This is a genomic window from Clostridioides sp. ZZV15-6598, from assembly GCF_020657705.1.
GTDB lineage: Bacteria > Bacillota > Clostridia > Peptostreptococcales > Peptostreptococcaceae > Clostridioides > Clostridioides difficile_F.
Map to the genome: position 1 here is coordinate 1 of NZ_JAGWCS010000023.1, position 23838 is coordinate 23838.

At 28.2% G+C, this 23838-nt stretch carries 20 protein-coding genes; 13 read left to right on the top strand and 7 right to left on the bottom strand.

Going from position 1 to position 23838, the window contains the following annotated elements:
- Positions 1–340: 340 nt before the first annotated feature.
- Positions 341–2983: a bifunctional acetaldehyde-CoA/alcohol dehydrogenase gene (gene adhE, locus KGF50_RS06665; RefSeq protein WP_227847349.1), complete on the top strand. Its 2643-nt coding sequence runs from the start codon at positions 341–343 to the stop codon at positions 2981–2983.
- Positions 2984–3362: 379 nt separating this feature from the next.
- Here the strand turns inward: adhE and KGF50_RS06670 are convergent, their stop codons facing one another.
- The 4 genes from KGF50_RS06670 to KGF50_RS06685 all read right to left on the bottom strand — a co-directional run bounded on the left by KGF50_RS06670 (position 3363) and on the right by KGF50_RS06685 (position 9857).
- The gene (locus KGF50_RS06670; protein WP_227847350.1) at positions 3363–3704 is read right to left on the bottom strand and encodes a hypothetical protein; all 342 of its coding nucleotides are present in this window, start codon (positions 3702–3704) and stop codon (positions 3363–3365) included.
- A 157-nt stretch (positions 3705–3861) separates the two neighbouring features.
- Positions 3862–8928 carry a DUF4132 domain-containing protein gene (locus tag KGF50_RS06675; protein WP_227847351.1) on the bottom strand — a complete coding sequence of 1689 codons (5067 nt, stop codon included), beginning with the start codon at positions 8926–8928 and terminating at the stop codon, positions 3862–3864.
- 24 nt (positions 8929–8952) lie between these two features.
- On the bottom strand, positions 8953–9372 hold the full coding sequence (locus tag KGF50_RS06680) for a hypothetical protein (protein WP_227847352.1): 420 nt from the start codon (positions 9370–9372) through the stop codon (positions 8953–8955).
- A 233-nt stretch (positions 9373–9605) separates the two neighbouring features.
- Positions 9606–9857: a hypothetical protein gene (locus KGF50_RS06685; protein ID WP_227435489.1), complete on the bottom strand. Its 252-nt coding sequence runs from the start codon at positions 9855–9857 to the stop codon at positions 9606–9608.
- An 88-nt stretch (positions 9858–9945) separates the two neighbouring features.
- On the opposite strand from KGF50_RS06685, the gene KGF50_RS06690 reads away from it, so the two are divergent.
- From KGF50_RS06690 to KGF50_RS06745, 12 genes are all read left to right on the top strand, one after another.
- A complete protein-coding gene (locus tag KGF50_RS06690; RefSeq protein WP_227847353.1) occupies positions 9946–10692 on the top strand; it encodes a YkgJ family cysteine cluster protein in 747 nt (248 codons plus the stop codon).
- Between the two features lie 44 nt (positions 10693–10736).
- Positions 10737–11648, top strand: coding sequence for an MBL fold metallo-hydrolase (locus KGF50_RS06695; protein WP_413926800.1), 912 nt, complete (start codon positions 10737–10739; stop codon positions 11646–11648).
- Positions 11649–11698: 50 nt separating this feature from the next.
- Complete coding sequence (locus KGF50_RS06700; protein WP_227847355.1) at positions 11699–12511, top strand: GTP pyrophosphokinase family protein; 813 nt, start codon at positions 11699–11701, stop codon at positions 12509–12511.
- Between the two features lie 107 nt (positions 12512–12618).
- On the top strand, positions 12619–13311 hold the full coding sequence (locus KGF50_RS06705) for a metallophosphoesterase (RefSeq protein WP_227847356.1): 693 nt from the start codon (positions 12619–12621) through the stop codon (positions 13309–13311).
- An 86-nt stretch (positions 13312–13397) separates the two neighbouring features.
- On the top strand, positions 13398–14333 hold the full coding sequence (locus KGF50_RS06710; protein WP_227847357.1) for a hypothetical protein: 936 nt from the start codon (positions 13398–13400) through the stop codon (positions 14331–14333).
- Positions 14334–14369: 36 nt separating this feature from the next.
- Positions 14370–15527 (top strand): class I SAM-dependent methyltransferase, encoded by a 1158-nt coding sequence (locus tag KGF50_RS06715; RefSeq protein ID WP_227847358.1) that lies wholly within the window; start codon positions 14370–14372, stop codon positions 15525–15527.
- Between the two features lie 151 nt (positions 15528–15678).
- On the top strand, positions 15679–16239 hold the full coding sequence (locus KGF50_RS06720) for a 5' nucleotidase, NT5C type (RefSeq protein ID WP_227847359.1): 561 nt from the start codon (positions 15679–15681) through the stop codon (positions 16237–16239).
- A 28-nt stretch (positions 16240–16267) separates the two neighbouring features.
- A complete protein-coding gene (locus KGF50_RS06725) occupies positions 16268–16759 on the top strand; it encodes a hypothetical protein (protein ID WP_227847360.1) in 492 nt (163 codons plus the stop codon).
- A gap of 228 nt (positions 16760–16987) precedes the next feature.
- Positions 16988–17539 carry a helix-turn-helix domain-containing protein gene (locus tag KGF50_RS06730; RefSeq protein ID WP_227847361.1) on the top strand — a complete coding sequence of 184 codons (552 nt, stop codon included), beginning with the start codon at positions 16988–16990 and terminating at the stop codon, positions 17537–17539.
- 85 nt (positions 17540–17624) lie between these two features.
- Complete coding sequence (locus KGF50_RS06735) at positions 17625–18557, top strand: D-aminoacyl-tRNA deacylase (protein ID WP_227847362.1); 933 nt, start codon at positions 17625–17627, stop codon at positions 18555–18557.
- Between the two features lie 71 nt (positions 18558–18628).
- On the top strand, positions 18629–19492 hold the full coding sequence (locus tag KGF50_RS06740) for a GRP family sugar transporter (protein WP_227847363.1): 864 nt from the start codon (positions 18629–18631) through the stop codon (positions 19490–19492).
- A gap of 159 nt (positions 19493–19651) precedes the next feature.
- A complete protein-coding gene (locus KGF50_RS06745; protein ID WP_227847364.1) occupies positions 19652–20926 on the top strand; it encodes an MFS transporter in 1275 nt (424 codons plus the stop codon).
- Positions 20927–21062: 136 nt separating this feature from the next.
- Here KGF50_RS06745 and KGF50_RS06750 read toward each other — a convergent pair whose 3' ends face one another.
- The 3 genes from KGF50_RS06750 to KGF50_RS06760 form a co-directional block, all read right to left on the bottom strand.
- The gene (locus KGF50_RS06750; protein WP_227847365.1) at positions 21063–21659 is read right to left on the bottom strand and encodes a TIGR04100 family radical SAM protein; all 597 of its coding nucleotides are present in this window, start codon (positions 21657–21659) and stop codon (positions 21063–21065) included.
- 26 nt (positions 21660–21685) lie between these two features.
- Positions 21686–22213 carry a TIGR04002 family protein gene (locus KGF50_RS06755; protein ID WP_227847366.1) on the bottom strand — a complete coding sequence of 176 codons (528 nt, stop codon included), beginning with the start codon at positions 22211–22213 and terminating at the stop codon, positions 21686–21688.
- Positions 22214–22583: 370 nt separating this feature from the next.
- A complete protein-coding gene (locus KGF50_RS06760; RefSeq protein ID WP_227847367.1) occupies positions 22584–23582 on the bottom strand; it encodes a D-2-hydroxyacid dehydrogenase in 999 nt (332 codons plus the stop codon).
- Positions 23583–23838 lie beyond the last annotated feature (256 nt).

Here is a 23838-nt window from a genome sequence, read left to right on the forward strand (position 1 = left end):
TGTACAAATAACATATAAAATTTAATAAGTTAAAAAAATGAAAGATATAAATTATCATTTTAGTGTTTTATTTAGTTAAATTAAATTATTTAAATGAAATACATCTCATTTAAGTAAAAAATTTTAATAATAGTAAAAAAAATAATGTATTTGTTAAAAAATAAATTGACGAAATATTCAGAAAAAAACTTCTTGACCTAGAGCAATAAAGTAAATAAAATCTAAAGTGTAGAGATTAAATCTATAAAATTATTTTAAGTATAGGTTAAAAGATATAGATAATGCATTTAAGATTTATAAAAAATATGAGGATGCATAATTATTTAGGGAGGTTTTTGGTATGGATAAAAAAGAAAAGATTGTAGAAGCAGTGAATGTTGAAGTATGTAGTCCTGAGATTGTCAATAGTGTTGAAACATTAAAGATAAGGCTAGAAGAAATAAGATTAGCACAAAAAGAATTTGCAACATTTACACAAGAACAAGTAGATAAAATTTTCTTAGCAGCTTCAACAGCGGCAAATCAACAGAGAATTCCTCTAGCAAAAATGGCAGTTGAAGAGACTGGTATGGGTATTGTTGAAGATAAAGTTATAAAAAACCATTTTGCTTCAGAATATATATACAACGCTTATAAAAATACTAAAACTTGTGGTGTAATAGAAAAAGATGAGGCATTTGGATTTACGAAAATTGCTGAACCAGTAGGTGTATTATCAGCAGTTATACCAACAACTAACCCTACATCAACTGCGATATTCAAGTCACTAATAGCCCTAAAAACTAGAAATGGTATAATTTTCTCTCCTCATCCAAGAGCTAAAAACTGTACTATAGAAGCGGCTAGAGTTGTACATGACGCAGCAGTTAAGGCAGGAGCACCAAAAGGTCTTATAGGTTGGGTAGATGTGCCTTCAATTGAATTGACTAATGTTGTTATGGCAGAAGCAGACCTTATATTAGCTACTGGTGGACCTGGAATGGTTAAATCTGCATATTCTTCAGGTAAACCAGCTGTTGGAGTTGGACCTGGAAATGTACCAGCAATAATAGATGAGAGTGCAGATATAAAAATGGCTGTAAGTTCAATATTAGTATCAAAATCATTTGATAATGGTATGATATGTGCTTCTGAGCAAGCAGTAATAGTACCAGAAAAAATATATGAAGAAGTTAAAAAAGAATTTAAATATCGTGGAGCACATTTCTTAAATAAAGAAGAAACAGAAAAGGTAGGTAAAGTAGTAATAATTGATGGAACTTTAAATGCAAAAATAGTTGGACAACCAGCCCATGTAATAGCTAAAATGGCAGATGTAGAAGTGCCAAAAACAGTTAGGATAATAATTGGCGAAGTTGAATCTGTTGAAGTAGAGGAACCTTTTGCACATGAAAAACTTTCTCCTGTCCTTGCAATGTACAAGTCTAAGAGTTTTGAAGATGCAGTTGCTAAGGCCGAAAAATTAGTTGCTGATGGTGGGTATGGTCATACTTCATCATTGTATGCAGACTCTATAAATCATCCAGATAGAGTAGAGAAGTTTGTAAATGCTATGAAGACTTGTAGAGTATTAGTTAATACTCCATCATCACAAGGTGGTATAGGTGATTTATATAACTTTAAATTAGCTCCATCTCTTACACTTGGTTGCGGTTCTTGGGGTGGAAACTCAGTATCAGAAAACGTAGGAGTTAAGCATTTACTTAATATCAAGACAGTAGCTGAAAGGAGAGAGAATATGCTTTGGTTTAGAGCCCCAGAAAAAGTTTATTTCAAAAAAGGATGTTTAGGTGTAGCAGCAAGAGAATTTAAAGATGTTATGGACAAAAAGAAAGCTTTTATAGTAACAGACTCTTTCCTTTACAATAATGGTTATACTAAAAAACTAACTGATTTATTAGATGAAATGGGCATTAAGCACACTACATTCTTTGATGTTGCTCCAGACCCAACACTAGCTTGTGCAAGAGAAGGGGCTAAGGCTATGGCTGATTTCCAACCAGATTTAATAATATCTGTAGGTGGAGGTAGTGCAATGGATGCTGGTAAGATAATGTGGGTAATGTATGAGCATCCAGAAATAGATTTCCAAGATTTAGCAATGAGATTTATGGATATAAGAAAAAGAGTATATGCATTCCCTAAGATGGGTGAAAAAGCATACTTTGCAGCTATTCCGACTTCAGCAGGAACTGGTTCAGAAGTAACTCCATTTGCAGTTATAACTGACCAAGATTCAGGCGTAAAATATCCATTAGCAGATTATGAATTAATGCCAAATATGGCTATAATTGATGCAGATATGATGATGGAAATGCCACCAAGATTAACAGCAGCATCAGGTGTTGATGCCTTAACACATGCACTAGAAGCATATGTATCTATGTTAAGAACTGAACCAGCTGATGGACTAGCGCTTCAAGCAGGTAAAATAATATTTGAGTATTTACCTCGTGCATATAAAAATGGAAAGACTGATAAAGTAGCAAGAGAAAAAATGGCAATGGCATCTACTATGGCTGGTATGGCTTTCGCGAATGCTTTCTTAGGAATTTGCCACTCTATGGCACATAAACTTGGTGCATTCCACCATGTTCAACACGGTGTTGCAAATGCATTATTAATAAATGAAGTAATTAAGTTCAATTGTGCAGAGGCTCCAAATAAGATGGGTGCATTTTCACAATACAGACACCCTGATTGTATACAAAGATATGCTGAATTTGCTTCTTTTGCAGGAATTAAGGGGAATACAGACCAAGAAAAAGTGGATAATCTTATAAAAGCAATAGATGAATTAAAGGCAAGAGTGGGTCTTCCTAAGACTATAAAAGAGGCAGGAGTAGATGAAGCTAAATTCTTAGAAGGATTGGATGCTATGGTTGAACAAGCATTTGATGACCAATGTACAGGTGCTAATCCTAGATATCCATTAATGAGTGAATTAAAAGAGATATATTTAAAAGTTTATTATGGTAAATAATATTCATTTTAGAATATTAATTATATTGGACTTGAATATAAGTTATTAAACTTGTATATGAATTATTAGATTTGCATATAAATAGAACTTTATTAGGACCATATAAATAATTTGCTAATAATAGATTATAACTTAAAACCTAAATAAAAATGATAAAAGGCAAGAAAATTCATATTGATTTTGAATATGTATATTTAATCAATTAACTTTAAAATTAGTCACAAAATTTTTTTATTACATATAATTTTAAAGTAAAATATATAAAAAACTTTATGAAAAAATTATAAAAATATTCAGAAAATTCTATTGACTAATCCTTTTATCATGATATAATAGGTATAGAAAACAAAAAAAACTGGGGCCTATTAAGGCCCCCTTATTACTTTTTGATAGATTTATTTAGAATAACTTTCTCATTTTGATTTTTTATATTTATTATAGAGTCAGTATAATCTACTTCAAAGTTAGCAAAAGCAGAAAATAAATCTATATCTCTTAACAAATGAATTGTCATGTAATGATTGTTTTTATTCAACCTTAAAATTAATGCTCTTACAAATGGGAATTGGATTCTAGAATTAAATAAGTTAGAACCATCAGTATCTATATCTAAACTACGATAATTAATATCTATAAATATATCTACATCATCATTTTCCTCTCTTATTATTCGATAGTCAAAATCCAAATCTAAGTTTAAATTACCTAAAACTAATAACATTTAAATCCTCTTTTCTATAAATAGTTTTTGAGTGTTAGTTTAACTAAGCTCTCCATCTATTATAGATATAATTCTGTCTGCTTTTCTAGTAATATTTTTATTGTGTGCTACAAATGTATTTTATAAATTACTTAGTTATAGTATAAGATGTAGCATTTTAAAGATTACTTAAGATACTAGGGTCTTTAATCTTATTATCTTCAGCAAGTAATAATATCTTAGACATAATCTCAGCAGTCTTAGGGTCTTCGTCAGCAAATGGAAGGAATATCTTACCTCTACTTTGAGAATGTACAGGAAGTATATTTAAAGCACCCATTCCTTTTTTATGTACAATACCAGAGCCCATGTGTACAGAATAATCACCTAAATTACCTGCTATAAGAGCATGAGAGCCTTCAAAATTGACATTCTTAATCTTTAATAGCAATAGTAGCTCTTTAGCAATAGCTATACGCATCTCCACAGTAGAGTGGCTTGTCTCAGGGTCAACACCACCAGCATGAGCTACACTTACAACAAGGTCTATATCACGCATAACTTCAGAGAAAAGAATTGGTGGTATAGAAGTTAATTCTAAGCTTTTATAAGTCTTTCTATTAAAGAATTCTACTGTTTCAATAGTTGGAGGTTCAATGTCTGCTGGTGAAAACCAATCTGCAAGTGCAAACATCTTTGCTACTATATTTTCTTTATAGAATACTTTTTGTAAACCTTCCTCATAGTCAACAGTCCAAAGTTGATTTCTAAGAAGTGCTACAGTTTTCTTTGGCTGTATTTGATGACCAGCATATCTGCGAGATATAGTCTTTTCAGACAACTCATCAGCATTTATTCTATAATATTCACGGAATACTTGCTTAAATGGTTGAACAATTTGCTTATCAAATAAGTCATGTTGGAATTCACTCCATTTACCAGATTCAAACAGGTGAACTGGATGTGCAAGTTTTAATTTATTTTTTGCAGTTAATCTATAAGATTCACCAGTTGTATCACAAATAAAGAACTTAGACTTATCATTATAGATATATCCAATAGTATCATCACATACCCAAACTAGATTTTTAACTAAAGGACAAATAACTGGGTTTTTATAAATATTGGAGATTTCCTTAACTGTAAAGACTGTTTCATTTTTCATAGCTTGCTCTAAACTTTGTTTTGCACGAGAATATTGGCTTTTTAAATCTTTTTGTACTGATTTAAGCTCAAGTACATATGGATGTTTTGCAAGAGCTTTTGGTACACTTTTTAAAGCCTTATCGCCTTTTTGGACTTTTATAGATGTTTTTCCTTTTTCATCAACATCTATCCAAAGTGAAGTTCCATCAATATCTTTTGGTTTAAATATATGAGCAACCTCATTTAGTTTTTCCGTTTCAAGAGCCCACATCATACGATTGATATCTTCAAAACCAGCACTCCTTGCTAAGTTTTCCATTGCTATTGCACAAGCTTTTGATTCACTTTCACGACGCTGTGCACCAAATTGTTTGCTTTCTTTAGCAAACTTTTGAATAAATTCATAACGGAAAGTTGCTTCTTTAAGGTCACCTTTTTTCATAGGAAGTAAAGAGAAACTTCTCAATTTATCTTGATTTCTATTTGTTTCAATTTCTTTCATCAGCATGTCTTTATCAAGCTTTCCAAGTGTAGCATCAGCATAAAGTTGTGCACGTCTGTGAGAGTTTCCACCACTAGTTATGTATTTAGCTGATTTGTAAAGGATATTGAATCTTTCTTCTCCAATAGTTTTGTATGAATCCAAAAACCAATCCACATCAAATGCCCCATCCATGAAACTCTGTGGAGATATAGGAGAGAATAAAGCAACCTCTGATTCTTTTTGAGCAGAGAAGCCTTCATTTATATGTGCATGGAAATACCAAATTGTACTCTTTAGACCCTTCCAGTTTAAATATTTTTCAATTATGTTTACCCATTGAGGAGCATACATAGCAGCTTCTATTAATCTTAATTCAGTAATATCAGTAGTTTTAAGTAAATTTTTTAATTCCTTAGAATTATCTTCTTTAGTAGGATAACAATTTTTAAGTAGAGAACTCAAAACATCTTTTTTTGAATAGTTACTACCATATGAATATCCTCTCTGGAAAGTTTCTTTACCAAGAGCAACTAAGATATTTACAAAATAATTCATACCTTCAAAATGTTGTATATTATCAGCTAGATGAGAAACTTCTGTTGGCATATCACCTCTACGTGATTCAATTTCTATAATCCTATTTGTAACAGTTTTTATATTGTTTTCAAGCCATGGATGTTTTTCTAATGTATCACCACTCCATCTAGGATTTGTTAAAATTCTTATTATATTTGTTGCATTGTATCCAGTTACAATTTCTCGATTGATTTGTTCCTCAGTCATTAATCCCAATTCATATGCACGAGCAAATATGTCTATATTAGTATAAAATGGGAATTTATATTCTAAAAGTTGATAATTTGCAAATGTAGTATAGAAGAACTTAGTAAAAGAAATATCATCATAAATAAATGAATGTGCTTTTCCAAGCCAATAGTTCAAAATTGGGGCATCTAAAGCAGGGCAGTATTCATTTTGTCTATAGTAGTTTTTAGTAAATTCGACTCTTTGTTTTTTACATTGTTCAGTAGTCAATAGATTTCTTAGTTTGTAATATGTATCTAAACAGTATTCAAAAGTTTCTTTCTGGTCAAATTCATTTAGTAATACTGAAAGTATTCTTCTTGTAAGAACATCAAATTTTAATTTATCTAATTTTGAATATAACTTCTTTTGTTTTTTTTCATCAAGGACATTTGAATATATAGATGAAAACCAACTTTTTTCTATTTCATGATAAGCACATGGGCGTATACTATAAAATAAAATATCAAGGATTGTTTTATAATCTAAATTGAGTTTCTTGCTAGTTTCTCTCCAAAGCTCAGCTAATGGATAATTATCAATAGTATCCTTATTATTTCCAGTTATACGTTTAATAGGAGTTAGGTTATATGTAGAGTAACCTAAAAGTATTTTATCCATATTACCTGACCATCTCTCAACTTCATACTCATAATCTGCATTTTCAATAATAAGTTCATCAAATTTTTCATATACTTTTAATATTTTATTTATATCTACATCAAGAATCTTCTTAGCTTCTTTTTTAGTTGATATAGAAACAGAATCTTCATTAGAAGATAAGCTTAAATTGGAAATAATCTTATTAAGTTTTGATGGATTATAGGAATCGTATTTAAAATCAAATTGTTCAGGAATTTGAACCTTATTTTCAGGATTGTATATGCCAAATCCATTTTCTTTACAATAATCATTTTTTGCTTTACCTAATAAATTATCAATTAATATCTGAACTTGAGATGTATTCTTTTTAGACTTATCAACACTTTCTACTAATAAAATAAGTTTATTATATAGCTCTTGTCTATCAGCATTGTCTTTTAATAAGTTTACAATTTCAAGCCCTCCAAGACATTTTTGAGAATTTGAAGATTTTATTAAAGAAGAAGCAATATTTTCTAGTTTTAAATCATCTTGTTCAAGTAAAATCTTTATTACTGTTTGTCTGATGGAGCTTGTTTTTAAAGCAAGTAAGTTGTTTATTTTGTCTAATTCTACATCTGATAAGTCAAGTCTTTTAAGTAAACTTAATACAATTTCTCTATTGGAAACACTCTTATCGCTCAAGCATTCTAATAAGAAACTACGTTGTTTGTCTGTTTTTGGCTCATTTATAAAATTAGCTATAAGTGAAGCTCTTAAATCCGAACTCATAAGATGACAGTTGTCCATTAGAACATCCATAAATTGAGTATTCATATCATATGCTGTTAATGTCATCATGCATCTAAGTATATTGTGAGAAGAAATTTCAACCCAAGACCATGGGAATACACTTCCAGAAAATTCCTTAGTTTTTGAATTTAAAAGTTCTAAAGTATGTTTTAGGTTTTCAAATTGTTCCTTTCTAGCATCAAAGTCTTTATCAATAGGAGAATCTGATAAGTCAAAATCAACTTTTTTGTTTTGCCAATTATAGTAGTAACCAACAGAACTTTCTACATAAAAGTTTCTAATTACCCATGCAAGTATCTCTAAATCGTCGCCTTTAATATTTTTAGATGCGACAGAGTGCTTAAAATATGTACTTTCTGTATTTGATAAGAAGTAAAGTGCCACAAGTTTTTTGTACTTTTCATCATGTGAAAGTAATTTTTCAATAAGAGAGTAGGAATCATAGATATTGTAAGTTGCAGTTGCCCATAAAGCAAAATAAATTTCAAGGTTGTCATTACTGTTAATTGACTTCATACGAAACTCTTCATCAGTCAATGATTTATATGAAAGTTCTAAGCACTTACGAATTATTCCAGGTTTTTGGTCTGAAAAGCCAAGTCCTGTCCATGTATCCAAGGCTCTTATAACAGAACTAAATCTTTCTAAATTGTTATCTAGGATAGTTTTTAACATATAGACAGATGCAGGAATTGTACCTTCATCTAGACTTTCTACAATTTGTTGCCTAAGGCCTTCTTGTTGTTTAGCTGCTAGAAGAAGTTTAGAAAGCATTTCATAGCACTTTTCACTATGGCTTTTCATAATACCAATTATCATTTGTCTAGTAAGTAGGGCAGTCTGATTTTCTCCAAAAATTACTTCTTCTAAAGCATTGATTACATCATTATTTCCTTTATCTATTTCTAGTGCGATTTTATCGCTCATTATATAGTCATATTGAAGAACTTTATTTGGAAGTGTAAGATAATCTAAGGCAGAAAAATCATAATATATCAAACTAACATAATGTGAAATAAGCCTAATTATACTTCTAAAATAATCTTTAAGTCTATTTGAGCGATATCCTTTACGATAGTATCCTCCTGAATATGTATAATCCATTTTTCTTTTAATTAATTGGCAAAGTTCTTCTACTTGCTCAGGAGTAAACATTAATTCTAAAGCATTTTTTAAAGGGCCAGAGAGTAAAGTATCTACACTTTCAATTTCGTAGTAATAACAATTGTAGTATTTTTTTATCATATTTAAGAACTTATTTTCATCTTTTACATCATAATAGTATGATTCTTCTTTTACACAATCCCAAAGAGCTTTAGCTAAATCGTAATATGGTTTTGAAGACGATTTAGTAAAGTTTTGCTTGAAATCTTCAATTATTTTAGGATTTTTTTCTACTCTAGTACGTTCTGACATTTATGTACCTCCAATTTATTTATTTTAAAACATTCTTCCAGCAAGTAGAGTAAGTCTTATAAAAGTGAATATATCACTATCTTTTAAATTTATAGGAGAATTGAGTTCTTCAATGACATCTTCGTTTATAAGAACTTTATAGATTCCATCTTCAAATGCTTGTAGTGCAACTTCTATGGCTTTTTCTACAGATTGTTTGTTTTCATTGTAGATAGAGCCAAATCCAACTTTTCCAATGGAAGCTTGAGACTCAATCTCTTCACTAGTTAAAAAGCTTATTATTGATTTTTCTGGGGTCTTTTCATTATATTCAAGAACATTTTTAGATACAATTTCAGAGATAGCCTCTTTTAGGCAATTGATGTTGTCAGATAAATCAAAGGGGGTAAGTTCTAGCATAGGTCTACGTTTGCCAACAGCTTTAACTCTAAAATAAATTTGCATAAAATCACCTCGCAAAATATTAAGTATTGAGAAACTTAAAAAATTTATCTATTTGTTATATTATATCATTTTGTGAATTATTAGTGTAAATTATGGAATTATTTTACAAAAAATAGAAAAAAAGCTATCTTAAAGTCTAAAAAAGAGATAAAAGATAACTTTTGATTATGAAAATATATAATAACAACTACAGATAGTTATTAAAATTTAATTTAGATGATTCGTTTTAATAACTATCTTTTTTTATTTATGAATTTTACGCCTAAATATTTTTTGATATCTTCTTCAGGTGAAAAGTCATCAATAAGTATTTCTTTGCCAGTATCTTCAAATACTACTAGAACTTCACAGTCACCTTGTAAGAAAAATTTTCTGACAGTGTCCTCTTTAACTTCTCTAACTTTTATTACATTCTTTTTTTCTTTCTCAAAGTCTTTTGTATAGTAACTTCCCATCATATTAATGATTTTTGTATATCTATTCATAAAATGCCTCCTCATGCGATTAAATTTAAAAAATATGTTATAATAATTGTTTGTATTAACTTAATAATTATAACAAGGAGTAATAATAATGACTAGTATAAAAAATAAAGATATTTTAAATTGTATAGATTATTCCACTAAAAATAAGCTCTTTAATAAACTAAATGATGTATATGAATCCTTACCAACTGGAAATTGTTCTGGTTGTGGTAATTGTTGTATGGAATCAGTAGGTATAAATTTAATTGAGTTTTTGAATATATTTTGTTATCTTGAAGATAGAGCGGATTTAAGAAGAAGATGTATAATTAAAATAGTAGACTATTATTTTGAAGAGTATTCTAAAAAAAATTCATGTCCATTCAAAGATGATGATAATAGGTGTTTAATATATGAAGTTAGACCACTAAATTGTAGATTATTTGGACATTGGAAAAAAGAAGACTATAACAAAAATCTAAATAATGTAACTAAAAAAAATAATGACTATAAAGAGTTGATGAAGAGACAACATGGATTTGAAATAAATGATGAAGTAGTGAACTATAGAATAGATTATTGTGAAAGCTTTATTCCAGGCAAAGGTTATTTGAGCAAATATGAGAGATTAAGCTTTCTTGATGAACTTATGATACTAGATTCAAAACTCTATTCTAATAGCATTATAGATATAGATTTTAAGGATAGAGGGATAGTTGAATATTTTATAGAATCGCTATTTTACAGAGATTTAGCATATAATGTAAAAATAAGGATATCTAAAGAACCTAAAATAAAGAAAAGAACTATTAATAGAATAAAAAGGCTTATTCTACTAGAGTCTTATATTAAATAAATAATAACTTGTAGTATAAATATTGTCAAAATGAGGTGAAGATGGTGAATCTAACAAAAGTAAAAGGAAATACTTTTTTTATAAAAGGTGGTACAAATACAGGAATATATGTGTTTGAAGATAATACAGCACTTATGATAGACCCAGGATTATGTGGTTCAAGGCCTAGAAGAGTAACCAAAGTATTGGATGAAAATAAAATACAAGTTAGATATATTATAAATACTCATGGTCATGATGACCACTATGGGGCATGCAATCAATTTAAAGAACATTATAAAGATGTGTGCGTAATGTCATCAAAATACGATAAGTTATATATAGAAAACCCAGAATTATTTTCAAAGTATATTGTTGGGGGGAAAAGCAATATATTTATGGATAATATTTTAAAAAGTAAAATGCTAGATGATATAGAAATAGATAAAACTATAGATGCAGGTAGACTGGAATTAAATAATGAAATGTTTGATATAATTGAATTTCAGGGACATACACCTGGAAGTATAGCTGTTTTAACTAAAGATAAGGTGATTTTTGTGGGAGACCTTTTGATAGGAGATGAAATTCTATCAAAATACGATTTCTTATTTTTATATGATATACAAGAACAAATGAACTCATTAGAAAAGTTAAAAGGTATAGATTTTGAGTATTTGGTTTTGGGTCATGGAAAACAAGTGATATCAAAAGAAGAAGCTTATAAATTAATAGAAAAGCATTTGAATGCTTTAGAGAAATATTTATACCAAATAAGACAGTTACTTGAAAAACCAAAATCTTTAGAAATTTTATTAAAAAATATTATAAATAACAATAATTTAAGCAATAATTATAAAGAGTATCATTTTTTTAAATCTTCATTGATATCTGTCATAAGTTACCTAATTGATTTAGACGAAATAGGGTATATCTTAGAGGATGGAGAATTGCTTTACTATACAAAAACAAAATAAATTATGATAAAATAAAGAAGGTCATAAAAAACAAATAAAGGGTGAGCAATATGGAATACGAAAAATGGAATGAAATACTAGCACCTTATGAACATGCAGTAGAAGAATTGAAAATAAAATTTAAAAATATAAGAAAAGAATATTTAGCAAAAGGCGAATATTCTCCCATAGAATTTGTCACAGGAAGGACAAAAAAAATATCTTCCATAATATCTAAGTTAAAAAGGCTAAATGCAAAAGATATAGAAACTGAAATTGATGATATTGCTGGTATAAGAATAATGTGCCAGTTTGTTGAAGATATATATTCTATAGTTGATTTGATAAAAGTAAGAAACGATATGACTATAATAGGAGAAAAAGATTATATTACAAATTACAAAGATAGTGGTTATAGAAGCTATCATGTTATAATAAAATATCCTATAAACTCAATTGCGGGCTCAAAAGAAATTATATGTGAAATACAAATAAGAACTCTTGCAATGAATTTCTGGGCTACAATAGAACATTCATTAAAATATAAATATGACCATTACATACCTGAGACTCTAGCAGAAAGACTTAGAAGAGCATCTGATGCTGCGTTTCTCTTAGACCAAGAAATGAGTGAAATAAGAGAGGATATAATGAAAGCTCAGGCTATGTATCAAATGAAGTCTATAGCGATTAGAGACACTCTAAATAGAATACAAGAGTTATATGACTTAGGTGATACACATAAAGCTATGCAGTATCAAAGAAAGTTGGATAGAACTGAAACAGACAAAAACATAACCGAAATTTTAGAATTAAAACAAGAAATAGATATGTTATTAGAGCAATATAAGAATACTAAGGTAGATGATAGAGTGGTTCAATAAGGCTGCTTATAGAAAATTTACTAAATATTAATGGGGCTGCCTCTTAATGGAAAATAATTTCTAAGAAGAGACAGCCTATTTAGTTTAATCAAGGAAGGAATGATGTTATGAGTTTATATGCAATAGGCGATTTACATTTTTCAACATCAGTAAATAAGCCAATGAATATCTTTGGTAGTAATTGGGATGGTCATGAAAAAAAGATTATAGATAATTGGAAAGAGGTCGTTACAGAAGAAGATGTAGTATTAGTATTAGGAGATACATCTTGGGGAATTAATTTATCAGAAGCTAAAAAAGACTTAGACATAATAAATGAGCTTCCAGGTAAAAAAATACTTATAAAGGGAAATCATGACTATTGGTGGACAACAGTTACAAGTTTGAATAAGCTATATGAAAATATGAGTTTTATTCAAACAAATTTCTATGAATATAGAGATTATGCAATTTGTGGAGGCAGAGGTTGGATATGTCCTAATGATGTTAAATTTGATGAGACTGATGAAAAAGTTTATAAAAGAGAAGAAAATAGATTAAGATTGTCATTAGAGTCTGCTCGTAAAAAAGGTCATTCTAAAATAATAGTAATCACTCATTATCCACCTACAAATGATAGATTAGAGGAGTCTTTATTTACAAAATTATTTGAAGAATATAATGTTGAAAAGGTGATTTATGGTCACTTACATGGTAAAGAGTCTTTTAAAATGGGTCTAAAAGGGATTCGAAATGGAGTTGAATATATATTAGCATCTTGTGATTATACAGAATTTAATTTAATAAAAGTTCACGATTAAAAAACATAAATTGGTAAATACTATAAGATACATGATTAAAAATAAATATTTGAGGGATTTCGGTTTTGAGAAAGGAGACACGATTTATGAGGTGGATATTAGTTTTTATATTTTTATATCTTATTCCTTTGATAGTGATATTCAGAAATTACAAGAATTTTAAGAGGTCTTGTATCTACAGTAGTATTTATGTAGTATTAGCTACAACAATAATGATAAGTAACATCTATATGAGTGGGCTTAATAAGATAAAAGAATCTATGTATTATCATAATTATATTTCTGATGAGACGTATGATGAGAAATATGTATCAAATTTTAATGAAAAAGAAGATAATGATTTAAAACAAGATAAAAAAAATAGCAAAGAATCAAACAACAAAAAAGTAGATAATAAACAAGATAAAAATACACAAAGTACAGAAAATAATAACGAAGAAAATAATAAAAATGTAACAAAAGATAATGATTTAGAAAGAAATACTTCGACAAATAGTGAATCAGAAAAACAAGGAAATACTGAAGAAAACAATGATAATTATACAAGTAAAGAAAATGATAGTGAAGATATTAAAAAAATAGACCTAGAAAGTATAGGAATTTTCAAGAAAGAAATTTATAATATAGAAAGAGTAGCTTTAGTACCAATGAGAGAATGTATACCTTATACTAAGGATATTGCAAAAAATATAACTAAATTATCTAGTATAAAAAAAGATGTTACAAATGCTAGAAATAAATGTAAAGAAGTTATAGAAGAATATGAGAATATGCAAATCCCAGAACTTTCTAAGGATGAATATACAAAGGTATTAAGTAGTGCTAGAGATGATGTAAAAAAGGCGTATGAACTTAGACAAAAGTCCATGGATAGTGCCTTAAAATTAATAAATACTAAAAGTCCTAAATATATAGGCAAGATAACTGAGTATCTTGATTTATCAGATAAGCAGATAGAAAGTTTTAAAAATAGATTGAATGATTTAAATGAAGAAATAGATGGGTCAAATACCATTGATTAATAAGAGTTAAAGAGATATGTTAAAAGGGAGATTAGGATGAATAAGCAGAGTATAGGAAAACTAAATATGTTTTTTATGGGGATTACTCAGAGAAACCTTGAAAATGAAGATTTTTTTATTGAATTAGAAGTAGTTTTTAAATCAGGAAGAAAAGAATTTAAAGGAATTGCAATAGAAGAAGAAGGTAAGTATAAATTTAATTTTAAAGGTAAGTCAGAGTTATATACATTTAGTGAATTGTTAAAAAATATATCTAGAGAAGCAGAAAATTATGAAGGGCTAGTATTTAGATATATTGAAAGAGGTACTATTGTCGTAATAGAAGGAGACAATAAAAAGGTAAATGTAAAGTATCTAGATAATAAAGAAGAAGTACCAAAAATAGATGAATTTACAGCATCTCAAATAAAAAACAGAGAGTACTATGTAAAAGTAGGACAAGCAAATGCACTTTTAAAAGAAATTGGAGTACTTACAAAAGATGGTAAAATAAAAAATGATAAAATAAGAAAGTATAATCAAATAGACCACTTTGTTGAGCTTATAGATAATATTTTAAAAGAAATAAAAGACAAAGACTGTATAACAATATTGGATTGTGCTTGTGGTAAATCATATCTAAGTTTTGTACTAAACTTCTATATAAAAGAAGTATTAAAGAAAAACTGTTATTTTATAGGAATAGATTATTCAGATGTAGTTATAGAAGCATCAAAGAAGATGGCTAAAAACTTAGGCTATAAAAATATGTTATTTATAAAAGAGGATTTAACTAATTATACACCTAATAGAGATGTTGACCTTGTAATAAGCTTACATGCTTGTGATACAGCAACAGATATGGCCATAGGACTAGGAATTAGAGCAAAATCAGAAGCTATAGTAGTAGTACCATGCTGTCATAAGGAGTTATTAGGACAATATAAATATGAAGCTATGGAACCAATATTAAAACATGGAGTATTTAAAGCTAGATTTGCAGATTTAATAACTGATGGTTTAAGAACATTATTGTTAGAAGGAAATGGATACGATACTTCTGTGGTAGAATACATATCCCCATTAGATACACCAAAAAATTTAATGATAAGAGCAATAAAAACTAAAACAAATAATGAAAAAGCATTAAATGAATATAGAGAGCTAAAAACACAATTTGGAGTAGAACCAACTTTAGAAAAACTTATATATTAGTTGAAAATGTAAAATTTACAAAAAGCTTGCTTAAATATGCAAGCTTTTTGGTATTATATAGGTATAGTCATATATATGATTTTGATTTATAATTAAAGCTGTGCTATAATATTTGATTAATAAAATCAATAAATGTTACATGGAGGTAAAAATGAACAAATTAAATATATGTATTGATATAGATGGAACAATAACTAGTCCCTATCATTTTCTTCCATATCTAAATGATATCTTCAATAAAAACATTACAGAGTCAGAGTGTATAACTCACAATTGGGAAGAATTATATGGTTCAGGAATAAGGGATGTATATGCAGAATTTAATGATAAGTATGTACATTCATATGATGAAGCAGAAATTGTAGAAGGAGCTATTGAGGTAATAGATGAATTATCTAAGGGGCATAATTTAGCTTTTGTAACAGCTAGACATGAGTGTTTAACTGATGTAACTAAAAACTGGTTAATTAGACAAGGAATTTTAGATATAGATGTTTACTTATTAGGAAGTGATTATAAAGTTGAAAAGGCAAGAGAACTAAGTTGTGATATATTTATAGAAGATAACCCTTTAAACTCAGTCCAATTGGCTGATGCAGGTGTTAAAGTAATACTTTTAGATACTAACTATAATAAAGATATTGAACATCAAAATATAATTAGAGTTAATAACTGGATAGATATTAAAAAGATTATAGAACAAAGTAATTAAAAGACTTATAAATTGAAAGGGGGAGCATATGATAGATTTAAAACTAGAAAACAGAAAAGGAAAAATTCATGTAAAGAGTAGTGAAGTAAAAGATATTTTAGAATTACGTCCAGACTTTGAATATGTACAAGATATATCAAATACTATAAATCAGGAGAATATATTGGTTTTTGATTGTCAATTAACAGGAAATTCTTTTGATATGGATGATTTAGATATAGAAGAAATATTAGAAGAATTGGGTGAAGAACTAGATGAGTCTTATTTCAATGTCTTATTTGAAGATGTAAGGGCATATTTAAAAGATGCTACTGATGAAATAGAGGCAGATTTGCAAGAAAATTACTTATTTGATAATTTAAGATGCTATTTTGATATATATAATATAAACCAAGAATTTACTGATTTCAAGTTTGTATTTTTAGTTTCTTTTAAGGATATAAAAATATCTTCATTAGCTAATCTAGCTAAGATTGTTTCCAAAAGACAACTGATAGGAGCATCTAAGTTTTATAGTTAAAATATAATTTTATGATAACAAAAGCTAGTAGTCTTGTAAAAACATAGACTTCTAGCTTTTTTATTTACTTATTTTTAAAGAAAAAGTTAGAATAGTATTTACATTCTTAAAAAAGTATTATATATTAAACATAATGTACAGTATATTGACTAAAATATTTTAAAATAAGTTACTGTATTTAGATAAAGTACTTGAATCTACTTATTAAAGTAAACTAGAGGTGAATTTATGCATAATTTAAATGAAATAATTGCTGAGAACTTAAAAAAGATACGAAAAGAAAAACATCTTAGCCTAGATAAAATTTCTCAACTTAGTGGGGTAAGTAAGAGTATGTTGTCTCAAATTGAAAAATGCGAAGTGAATCCAACTATATCTACTATCAAGAAAATAACGAATGGATTAAAAATATCATTTACATCATTGATGGAAAGACAAGAAAGTGATATAGAATTGGTTGATAAAAAGGATGTAGACCATTTTATTGAAGATGATGGAAAATATGTAAGTTATCCAATATTTCCATTTGATTCTAAGAGAAGATTTGAAATATTTATGATTGAGATAGAAGAAGGTGGAACATTGGATTCAAATGCTGAACTTTCAGGAACTCAAGAGTTTATTACAGTTTTTAGTGGTGAAATAACTATTAAAATAAATGGAGAGGATTATATTGTATCTAGTGGAAATTCTATAAGATTTAAAGCTGATGTATCACATATATATAGAAACTCAGGTAGAGGTGTAGCTAAAATAAGTATGGTAGTATATTATGTATAATAATTGAATGGAGCATATAGTGATATTTAGATGATTTTAAGTATGAGAGTATATAATATTTAAATAATAGGAGCGTGATTTATAGATGAATAACAAAAAAGCAGTTTTCTTCTTTTGTAATAATTTAGATAAAGACCCAGTGGCTAAGAATGTAATTAACTATTGTGAGGGAGTAATGGATTTAAAGCAGACTGAGATTATTGTTGATGGTAATTTTGTATTAGAATTTACAGATAAAAACAATAACTTATTCCAGTTTGTAAAAACAGAAAATGTAATAAGTCATGACTATAAATATTATCTGCCAATTTTAAATAAGTATTTCAAAGATTTTGATTTTGCAGGAGTTGTAAATTGGCATGAAGGAGAGAATGCTCCAGTAAATATTCTAACAGCTCATACTATTGGGGATGTACCAACAGGTGAGTTTGGAAATTCAAATCCAAAATACTTTAGAAACTTAATTAATGCAATTGAAGATATAAAAAATGAAAACTCTCTTGATGAATTCACTACATTAACAGAAGCAACTCACTGGTCTGGAACGACCTATGGAGAAGTAGCTGAATTAATTACAGAATATTCTGTACCTATGTTAGATATTGAGATAGGAAGTGATAGTAATAGTTTTAATAATAAGACAGCAATACAAGTGTTGGCTAAATCTCTAATTAAAGTATTTGATAATGATGAGCCTATAAAAACCTTACTGTGTGTAGGAGGAGTTCACTTTGAAAATTCTTTTGCGGACATTATAAAAAATAGAGAATACAATATATCAATTGGGCATGTATTACCAAATCAATGGATTGTAAGTGGAATGTATGATAATGAGGATGGATTTGAAAAATTAGAAAAGTGTGTAGACAGTATTGATGGTGGAATTGATGGTATAGTTTTTCATGATAAGTTAAAGGGTACTTATAAAGAGCAATGTCGTAAGCTAGGGGAAAAGCTTAAGGTACCTGTATTTAAACATAAGATATTGAAAAACGCAAAAGATTTACCTATATGGTAGATTTGATTTATAATAATGAGATTTAGTAAGTATATTCAGTAAGTCAGATTAATTTTTAAGTGAGGTCAAAAATGATAATATCTTATTTTGCACTATTAATTAGAGTGGTGCTATTAGCCTTTGAAAGAGTAGTTGTAAGATTATTAGGTGATGAAGAAGGTGATATTTATAAAAATATAGCTTCATCATTTTTATTTTTCTTTATAGGTGGAGTATGTTTACTACCATTCAGTATAACAAGTAAAGTTGGAGATTGGTCTTTTTTACTACCATGCTATATAAGTAGCTTAGTTTATTCAATTGGGTCAGTAGCATATGTAACATCTCTAGCAACTGGTGAAGTTTCACTTGTAACTCCAATAAACAGTTTAAACTCACTATTTCTATTGCTTTTATCAGTTGTATTTTTAGGTGAAAGTTTTAGTTTAGCAAAAGTTGCAGGAATTATAATTATGATTGGCGGAGTATTTATATTAAAAAATGTAAGTTCTTTATTAAAAAATGCATCTGCCATTTTAAATAATCTACCATGTAGATTGATGTTTTTGTACATATTTTTTCAATCAGTAGGACGGGTACTAGATAAGGCATTTTATGTTCAAGTATCTCCTATACTATATTCAACGATACTTTACTTTTTCGTCGGATTAAATCTATTTGTTTTTTTAGTATTTAAAAAGAAACAAAAAGTAATTTATGAAATTTTTAGTAATAAAAAAGGGCTTTCAATTTTAAGTGGTGCTATTAATGGGTATTCTTATCTAGCATTATTAATTGCTTTAAATAATTTAGAACTCAGTATAGCAGAACCATTTTCTCAAGTATCTATGATAATAACTTTAATACTTGCTCACTTTATATTTAAAGAAAATATTAAGGAAAAAATACCAGGTTCAATTTTGATATTAATCGGTGGATGGTTATTATTGCTTTAGTATAATTAATAAATGTATGCATATAAATTTTTATTTGTATAAATTCTATTAATATTTATCACAATGTTATAATAGTTTATTTTAGATGCTATAATTATGTTAAATAAATGTAAAGTAGAAATTATTTGATAAATAAAGAATTAAGGTGATGAAATCTATATGGTTATACAATCTATTGAAGACAGAAGATATAAATCATATCAAGTGAGAATTTTTATATTATGTTGGTTGGCATATGCTTTAATATATTTTGGAAGAGGAAATCTTGCTATTGCAGTGAATGATTTAGAAGTATATTTTAAATCAGATAAGTCTACTATTGGTATGCTAGGAAGTCTGTTTTTTTGGTCTTATGCACTGGGTCAATTAATAAGTTGTGCAATAAGTGATAAGATAAATAGTAGAATATATATTTTTGTAGGAGTATTTATTACAGGTCTATGTAATTTGTTGTTTTCATTTTCAAATAGCATGACTGTACTTATGATTTTATGGACCATAAATGGATTAAGCCAATCCATGCTATGGGGAAGTATTGTAAAAACATCAGCATATTGGTTTTCTCCAAATCAATATACTAAAGTTATGGTAGGTTTAAATACATCTATGGTTTTAGGATATGTAATGGCTTGGGGAGGCTGTGGAATTGTTTTAAAATATTTATCATGGAGAAGTGTTTTTCTTATACCAGGAACTATACTTATTATGTTTGCTATCTTGTGGGCTATATTTGGAAGAGAAAAACCGCGTGAAGCTGGGTTTGATATAGACTTAATAAATATAGATTATAAAAATAAAGAAAATAATCAAACAAAACTGAAAAGCAAAAATACAATAACTTATAAAACACTTTTTTTTACCTCAGGACTTTTGTTGGTAGTAATAGCTTGTATAGCACAAGGTATGGTTAAAGAGGGTATAGGAGTATGGGCTCCAGCTATGTTAACAGAGCTTTATAAAGTGGATATGTCTTCTGCTACATCATATGTATTACTTATACCAATCATGAATTTAGTTGGAATCTTATTATCAGGGAGACTTAATAGTAAGCTCAGAGGAAATGAGCAAATTACCACTGTTGTATTGATGATTGGAACAGTCGTAGTTTTAATTTTAATGAGTATATTTGCATCATTGTGGTTTGGGATAGGAGTTATAGCAATGGGCATATGTTCAGGATTAATGTATGGTGTAAATACAATGTTACTTAGTGTACTACCAATAAGATTTGCTAAATATGAAAAAGCTGCTTTTGTAACTGGATTTTTAAATTTCTTTTCTTATATAGGAGCGGGTGTATCTGCTACATTAGCTGGTTTTATAATGGATAGAGGGTTGGGATGTATAAGTGTATTTGTGATTTGGAGTGCGATTACAGTTATCGCAATAATAGCCTTAACAATTAATATTAAAAGAAAGAATCAAGAAATATAGGTGTTAAAATTGGCAAAATAAATAGAGAATATAAAATAGGGAATATAAACATATTTATTTAGATAAATTTGTTTATATTCCCTATTTTTATATTGTTCATCATATATTTAAATTTTATATACTAGTTTTATAGTTATTAGTTCTTATGTCTGACCCTAAGTGGTATATCAAGTTCACTTGCTAGTTGCTTAGATTCTTCTATTTCCTCTGGAGATATTTCATCTACTACTGAAAAAGCAATTTCTTTTATATATTTTTTACAATCTTTTGCGAAATCTAACATATAGTCAAATGATTTTTCTCCAAATTTGGGTTGAGTAACTCTATTATAAGCTTCTTTATTTGGAGCATTAAGACTTACTGATACTGCATCTATTACATCTTTTAACATGATAGCAGTTTTTTTATTGTGTATTAAATCGCTTAGACCATTTGTATTTATTCTTGTTTTGATATTACTTTTTTCTTTTATAAATTTAGCAACTTCTACTAATTCATTTATTCTCATTAGTGGTTCACCATATCCACAAAATACAACTTCATCATATTCATCTAAATTATATTTGTCAAAGGCTTCTTTTACTTCATCAATGCTTGGTTCGTGTTCTAACCATAAACTACCGCTATTTGCTACTTCATCTTTTTCATTTCTTATGCAAAACACACAGCTACATGGACATGTATTAGTTATATTTACATAGATACTGTTTTCAATTGTATATAAGATATTCATAATTTTCCCTCCATAAATTTAAGTCTTTAGTTAAAATAACGTCTTTTAAAATCAAGTTTATCAAGTGCCACCCCTAGAAGTACAAACACAATAAAGCTTCCTATTGGCTGTAACAAACCAAGCAAACTCATTACAAAAGCACTTGTAAAGCTTCCAATAATTATTCCCTCAGCAAACATATATAAAACTAGACCCACTATGCCTGCTACAATTGAAGCAATTATATTTCTTTTGTTTATTATCTTGTCACTTTTAGAAGTGAAAAATAATACAAGTATTGGTTTTATAATTATAGTTGGTATTACCCACATTGCAGCTCCTGTAGATAAATCAGCTAGACCAGCACCTATTGCAGAGGCCGCTATAGCATAGTTTGTTGGCAAAATAGTTGCAGCTAAATAAATAAAAGCATCTCCTATGTGAACATATCCATTGTTTCCACCAACTGGAATATGTAATATATAAGCTATTGTCAAACATATTATAGATGCAAATAACGCTGAAGTGACGATACAGGTCGTCTTTTTAGAAGTAGCTTTATTCATTTTTTCCAATATAATCCCTCCTCAAAAATCCCAAACTAGTATTCTTGTAATGTTTTCTTATAAATATATTAATATTAATCATACAATTTTCATAGTTTGTTTGGTGTTTTTCTGGTAAAAAGTGAATTGTACCCATTCAAAGCCTTTTGATGGAAAAGTAGATTGTAATAGGATAATCTAATAGGATGATTATAAAGATGGTTGTAAATTCGATATAAAATGTAACAAATATTAGGTGTATACAAATAATATAAAAGAAGAAAAATAATATAAGAGAGTCATACTCAATGTATATTGAATAGACTCTCTTATATTTGGGAAATTAAAGGCTATTTTATTAGATAATAGCTAATTAATGAAAAAATATATTTATAAAATACTAATTTACTCTATTAGCAGCAGTTCCTGTGCTTATAACATCTACAGCACTACTTAAACTAGAATAAACTATATTTTCTATCGCTGTACTAGTGAAGAATCCAAGGTGATGAGTAAATATAACTTGTTCCATAGAAAGAAGTTTGTTGATTTCTGGGTCAGTTAATTCACCAGGGTTCATTTTTTTATTTAAGAATAATCCTTCAGTTTCAAATGTATCAAGGGCAGCAGCTCTTATTTTTCCAGCTTCTAGTGCTTCTATTAAGTCCCCTGTCTTAATTAAACCACCACGACCAGTGTTTACTATGTAAGCGCCATCCTTCATTATAGCTAAAGTATCTTTATTTATCATATGTTTTGTTCCTTCAAGTAAAGGAGTATGTAATGTTATAAGGTCAGCTTCTTTAAGAAGGTCTTCTAAAGAATCTTTATAAGTTAATATATCATTTAAATCTTTATTTGGATATTGGTCAAATGCAATTACATTAGCTCCTAATCCTTTGAATAATTTCGCAGAAGTAGCACCTATTTTTCCTGTACCTATAACACCAACTGTAATAGATCTAACTTCTGTTCCAAGAAGTTCAGCTATCCAACGATAGTCACCTTCACAGACTTTTTTCTTTACTAAAGGAGTCTTTCTTAAAAGGTTCATAGCTTGAGTAACAGCTAATTCAGCTATTGCATTAGGTGAATAAGAAGGAACATTTGTAACAATAAGTCCATTTTCATTAACTAAATCAAAATGTATCATGTCCATCCCTGCAGTTCTTGAAGCTATAACTTTAACCCCAGCATCTTTTAAAGTTTCATAAATATAAGGATTATCTATATAGTTAGTTTGTTGTATAGATATACCATCATATCCTTTAGCTTTTACTACATTTTCTTCAGTCATGTTTTCAGGATAAATATCCACTTGAACATCCTTATGCTCTTCAGACCATTGTTTTATTACTGGTTCTTCATAATCGCGTGCTCCAAATACTAGTATTTTCATATCAATACCCTCCTGTAATTATTAAATTATATGGTAATTTTTCATTTAGAAATAATATGTAGCAATATAAGGCTATATTTTTTATACAAAATTTTTAAGGTTAAAAATTTAGTTTTGAAATTGTTTTCCCTGTGTTATTTTTATATCTAGTCATTTTTTATTTAATAGAATAATTGCTTTAAAAATTTATCAAAGAAATTGTTATTTTTTAGATTAAATATTATTAAAAAATTATCTAAGTCTTAAATTAGTTAAC

What these genes read in the sequence shown, in the direction of transcription:
- adhE (WP_227847349.1), top strand. Translation starts at nt 341, where the DNA reads ATGGATAAAAAAGAAAAGATTGTAGAAGCAGTGAATGTTGAAGTATGT.
- KGF50_RS06670 (WP_227847350.1), bottom strand. Translation starts at nt 3,704, where the DNA reads ATGTTATTAGTTTTAGGTAATTTAAACTTAGATTTGGATTTTGACTAT.
- KGF50_RS06675 (WP_227847351.1), bottom strand. Translation starts at nt 8,928, where the DNA reads ATGTCAGAACGTACTAGAGTAGAAAAAAATCCTAAAATAATTGAAGAT.
- KGF50_RS06680 (WP_227847352.1), bottom strand. Translation starts at nt 9,372, where the DNA reads ATGCAAATTTATTTTAGAGTTAAAGCTGTTGGCAAACGTAGACCTATG.
- KGF50_RS06685 (WP_227435489.1), bottom strand. Translation starts at nt 9,857, where the DNA reads ATGAATAGATATACAAAAATCATTAATATGATGGGAAGTTACTATACA.
- KGF50_RS06690 (WP_227847353.1), top strand. Translation starts at nt 9,946, where the DNA reads ATGACTAGTATAAAAAATAAAGATATTTTAAATTGTATAGATTATTCC.
- KGF50_RS06700 (WP_227847355.1), top strand. Translation starts at nt 11,699, where the DNA reads ATGGAATACGAAAAATGGAATGAAATACTAGCACCTTATGAACATGCA.
- KGF50_RS06705 (WP_227847356.1), top strand. Translation starts at nt 12,619, where the DNA reads ATGAGTTTATATGCAATAGGCGATTTACATTTTTCAACATCAGTAAAT.
- KGF50_RS06710 (WP_227847357.1), top strand. Translation starts at nt 13,398, where the DNA reads ATGAGGTGGATATTAGTTTTTATATTTTTATATCTTATTCCTTTGATA.
- KGF50_RS06715 (WP_227847358.1), top strand. Translation starts at nt 14,370, where the DNA reads ATGAATAAGCAGAGTATAGGAAAACTAAATATGTTTTTTATGGGGATT.
- KGF50_RS06720 (WP_227847359.1), top strand. Translation starts at nt 15,679, where the DNA reads ATGAACAAATTAAATATATGTATTGATATAGATGGAACAATAACTAGT.
- KGF50_RS06725 (WP_227847360.1), top strand. Translation starts at nt 16,268, where the DNA reads ATGATAGATTTAAAACTAGAAAACAGAAAAGGAAAAATTCATGTAAAG.
- KGF50_RS06730 (WP_227847361.1), top strand. Translation starts at nt 16,988, where the DNA reads ATGCATAATTTAAATGAAATAATTGCTGAGAACTTAAAAAAGATACGA.
- KGF50_RS06735 (WP_227847362.1), top strand. Translation starts at nt 17,625, where the DNA reads ATGAATAACAAAAAAGCAGTTTTCTTCTTTTGTAATAATTTAGATAAA.
- KGF50_RS06740 (WP_227847363.1), top strand. Translation starts at nt 18,629, where the DNA reads ATGATAATATCTTATTTTGCACTATTAATTAGAGTGGTGCTATTAGCC.
- KGF50_RS06745 (WP_227847364.1), top strand. Translation starts at nt 19,652, where the DNA reads ATGGTTATACAATCTATTGAAGACAGAAGATATAAATCATATCAAGTG.
- KGF50_RS06750 (WP_227847365.1), bottom strand. Translation starts at nt 21,659, where the DNA reads ATGAATATCTTATATACAATTGAAAACAGTATCTATGTAAATATAACT.
- KGF50_RS06760 (WP_227847367.1), bottom strand. Translation starts at nt 23,582, where the DNA reads ATGAAAATACTAGTATTTGGAGCACGCGATTATGAAGAACCAGTAATA.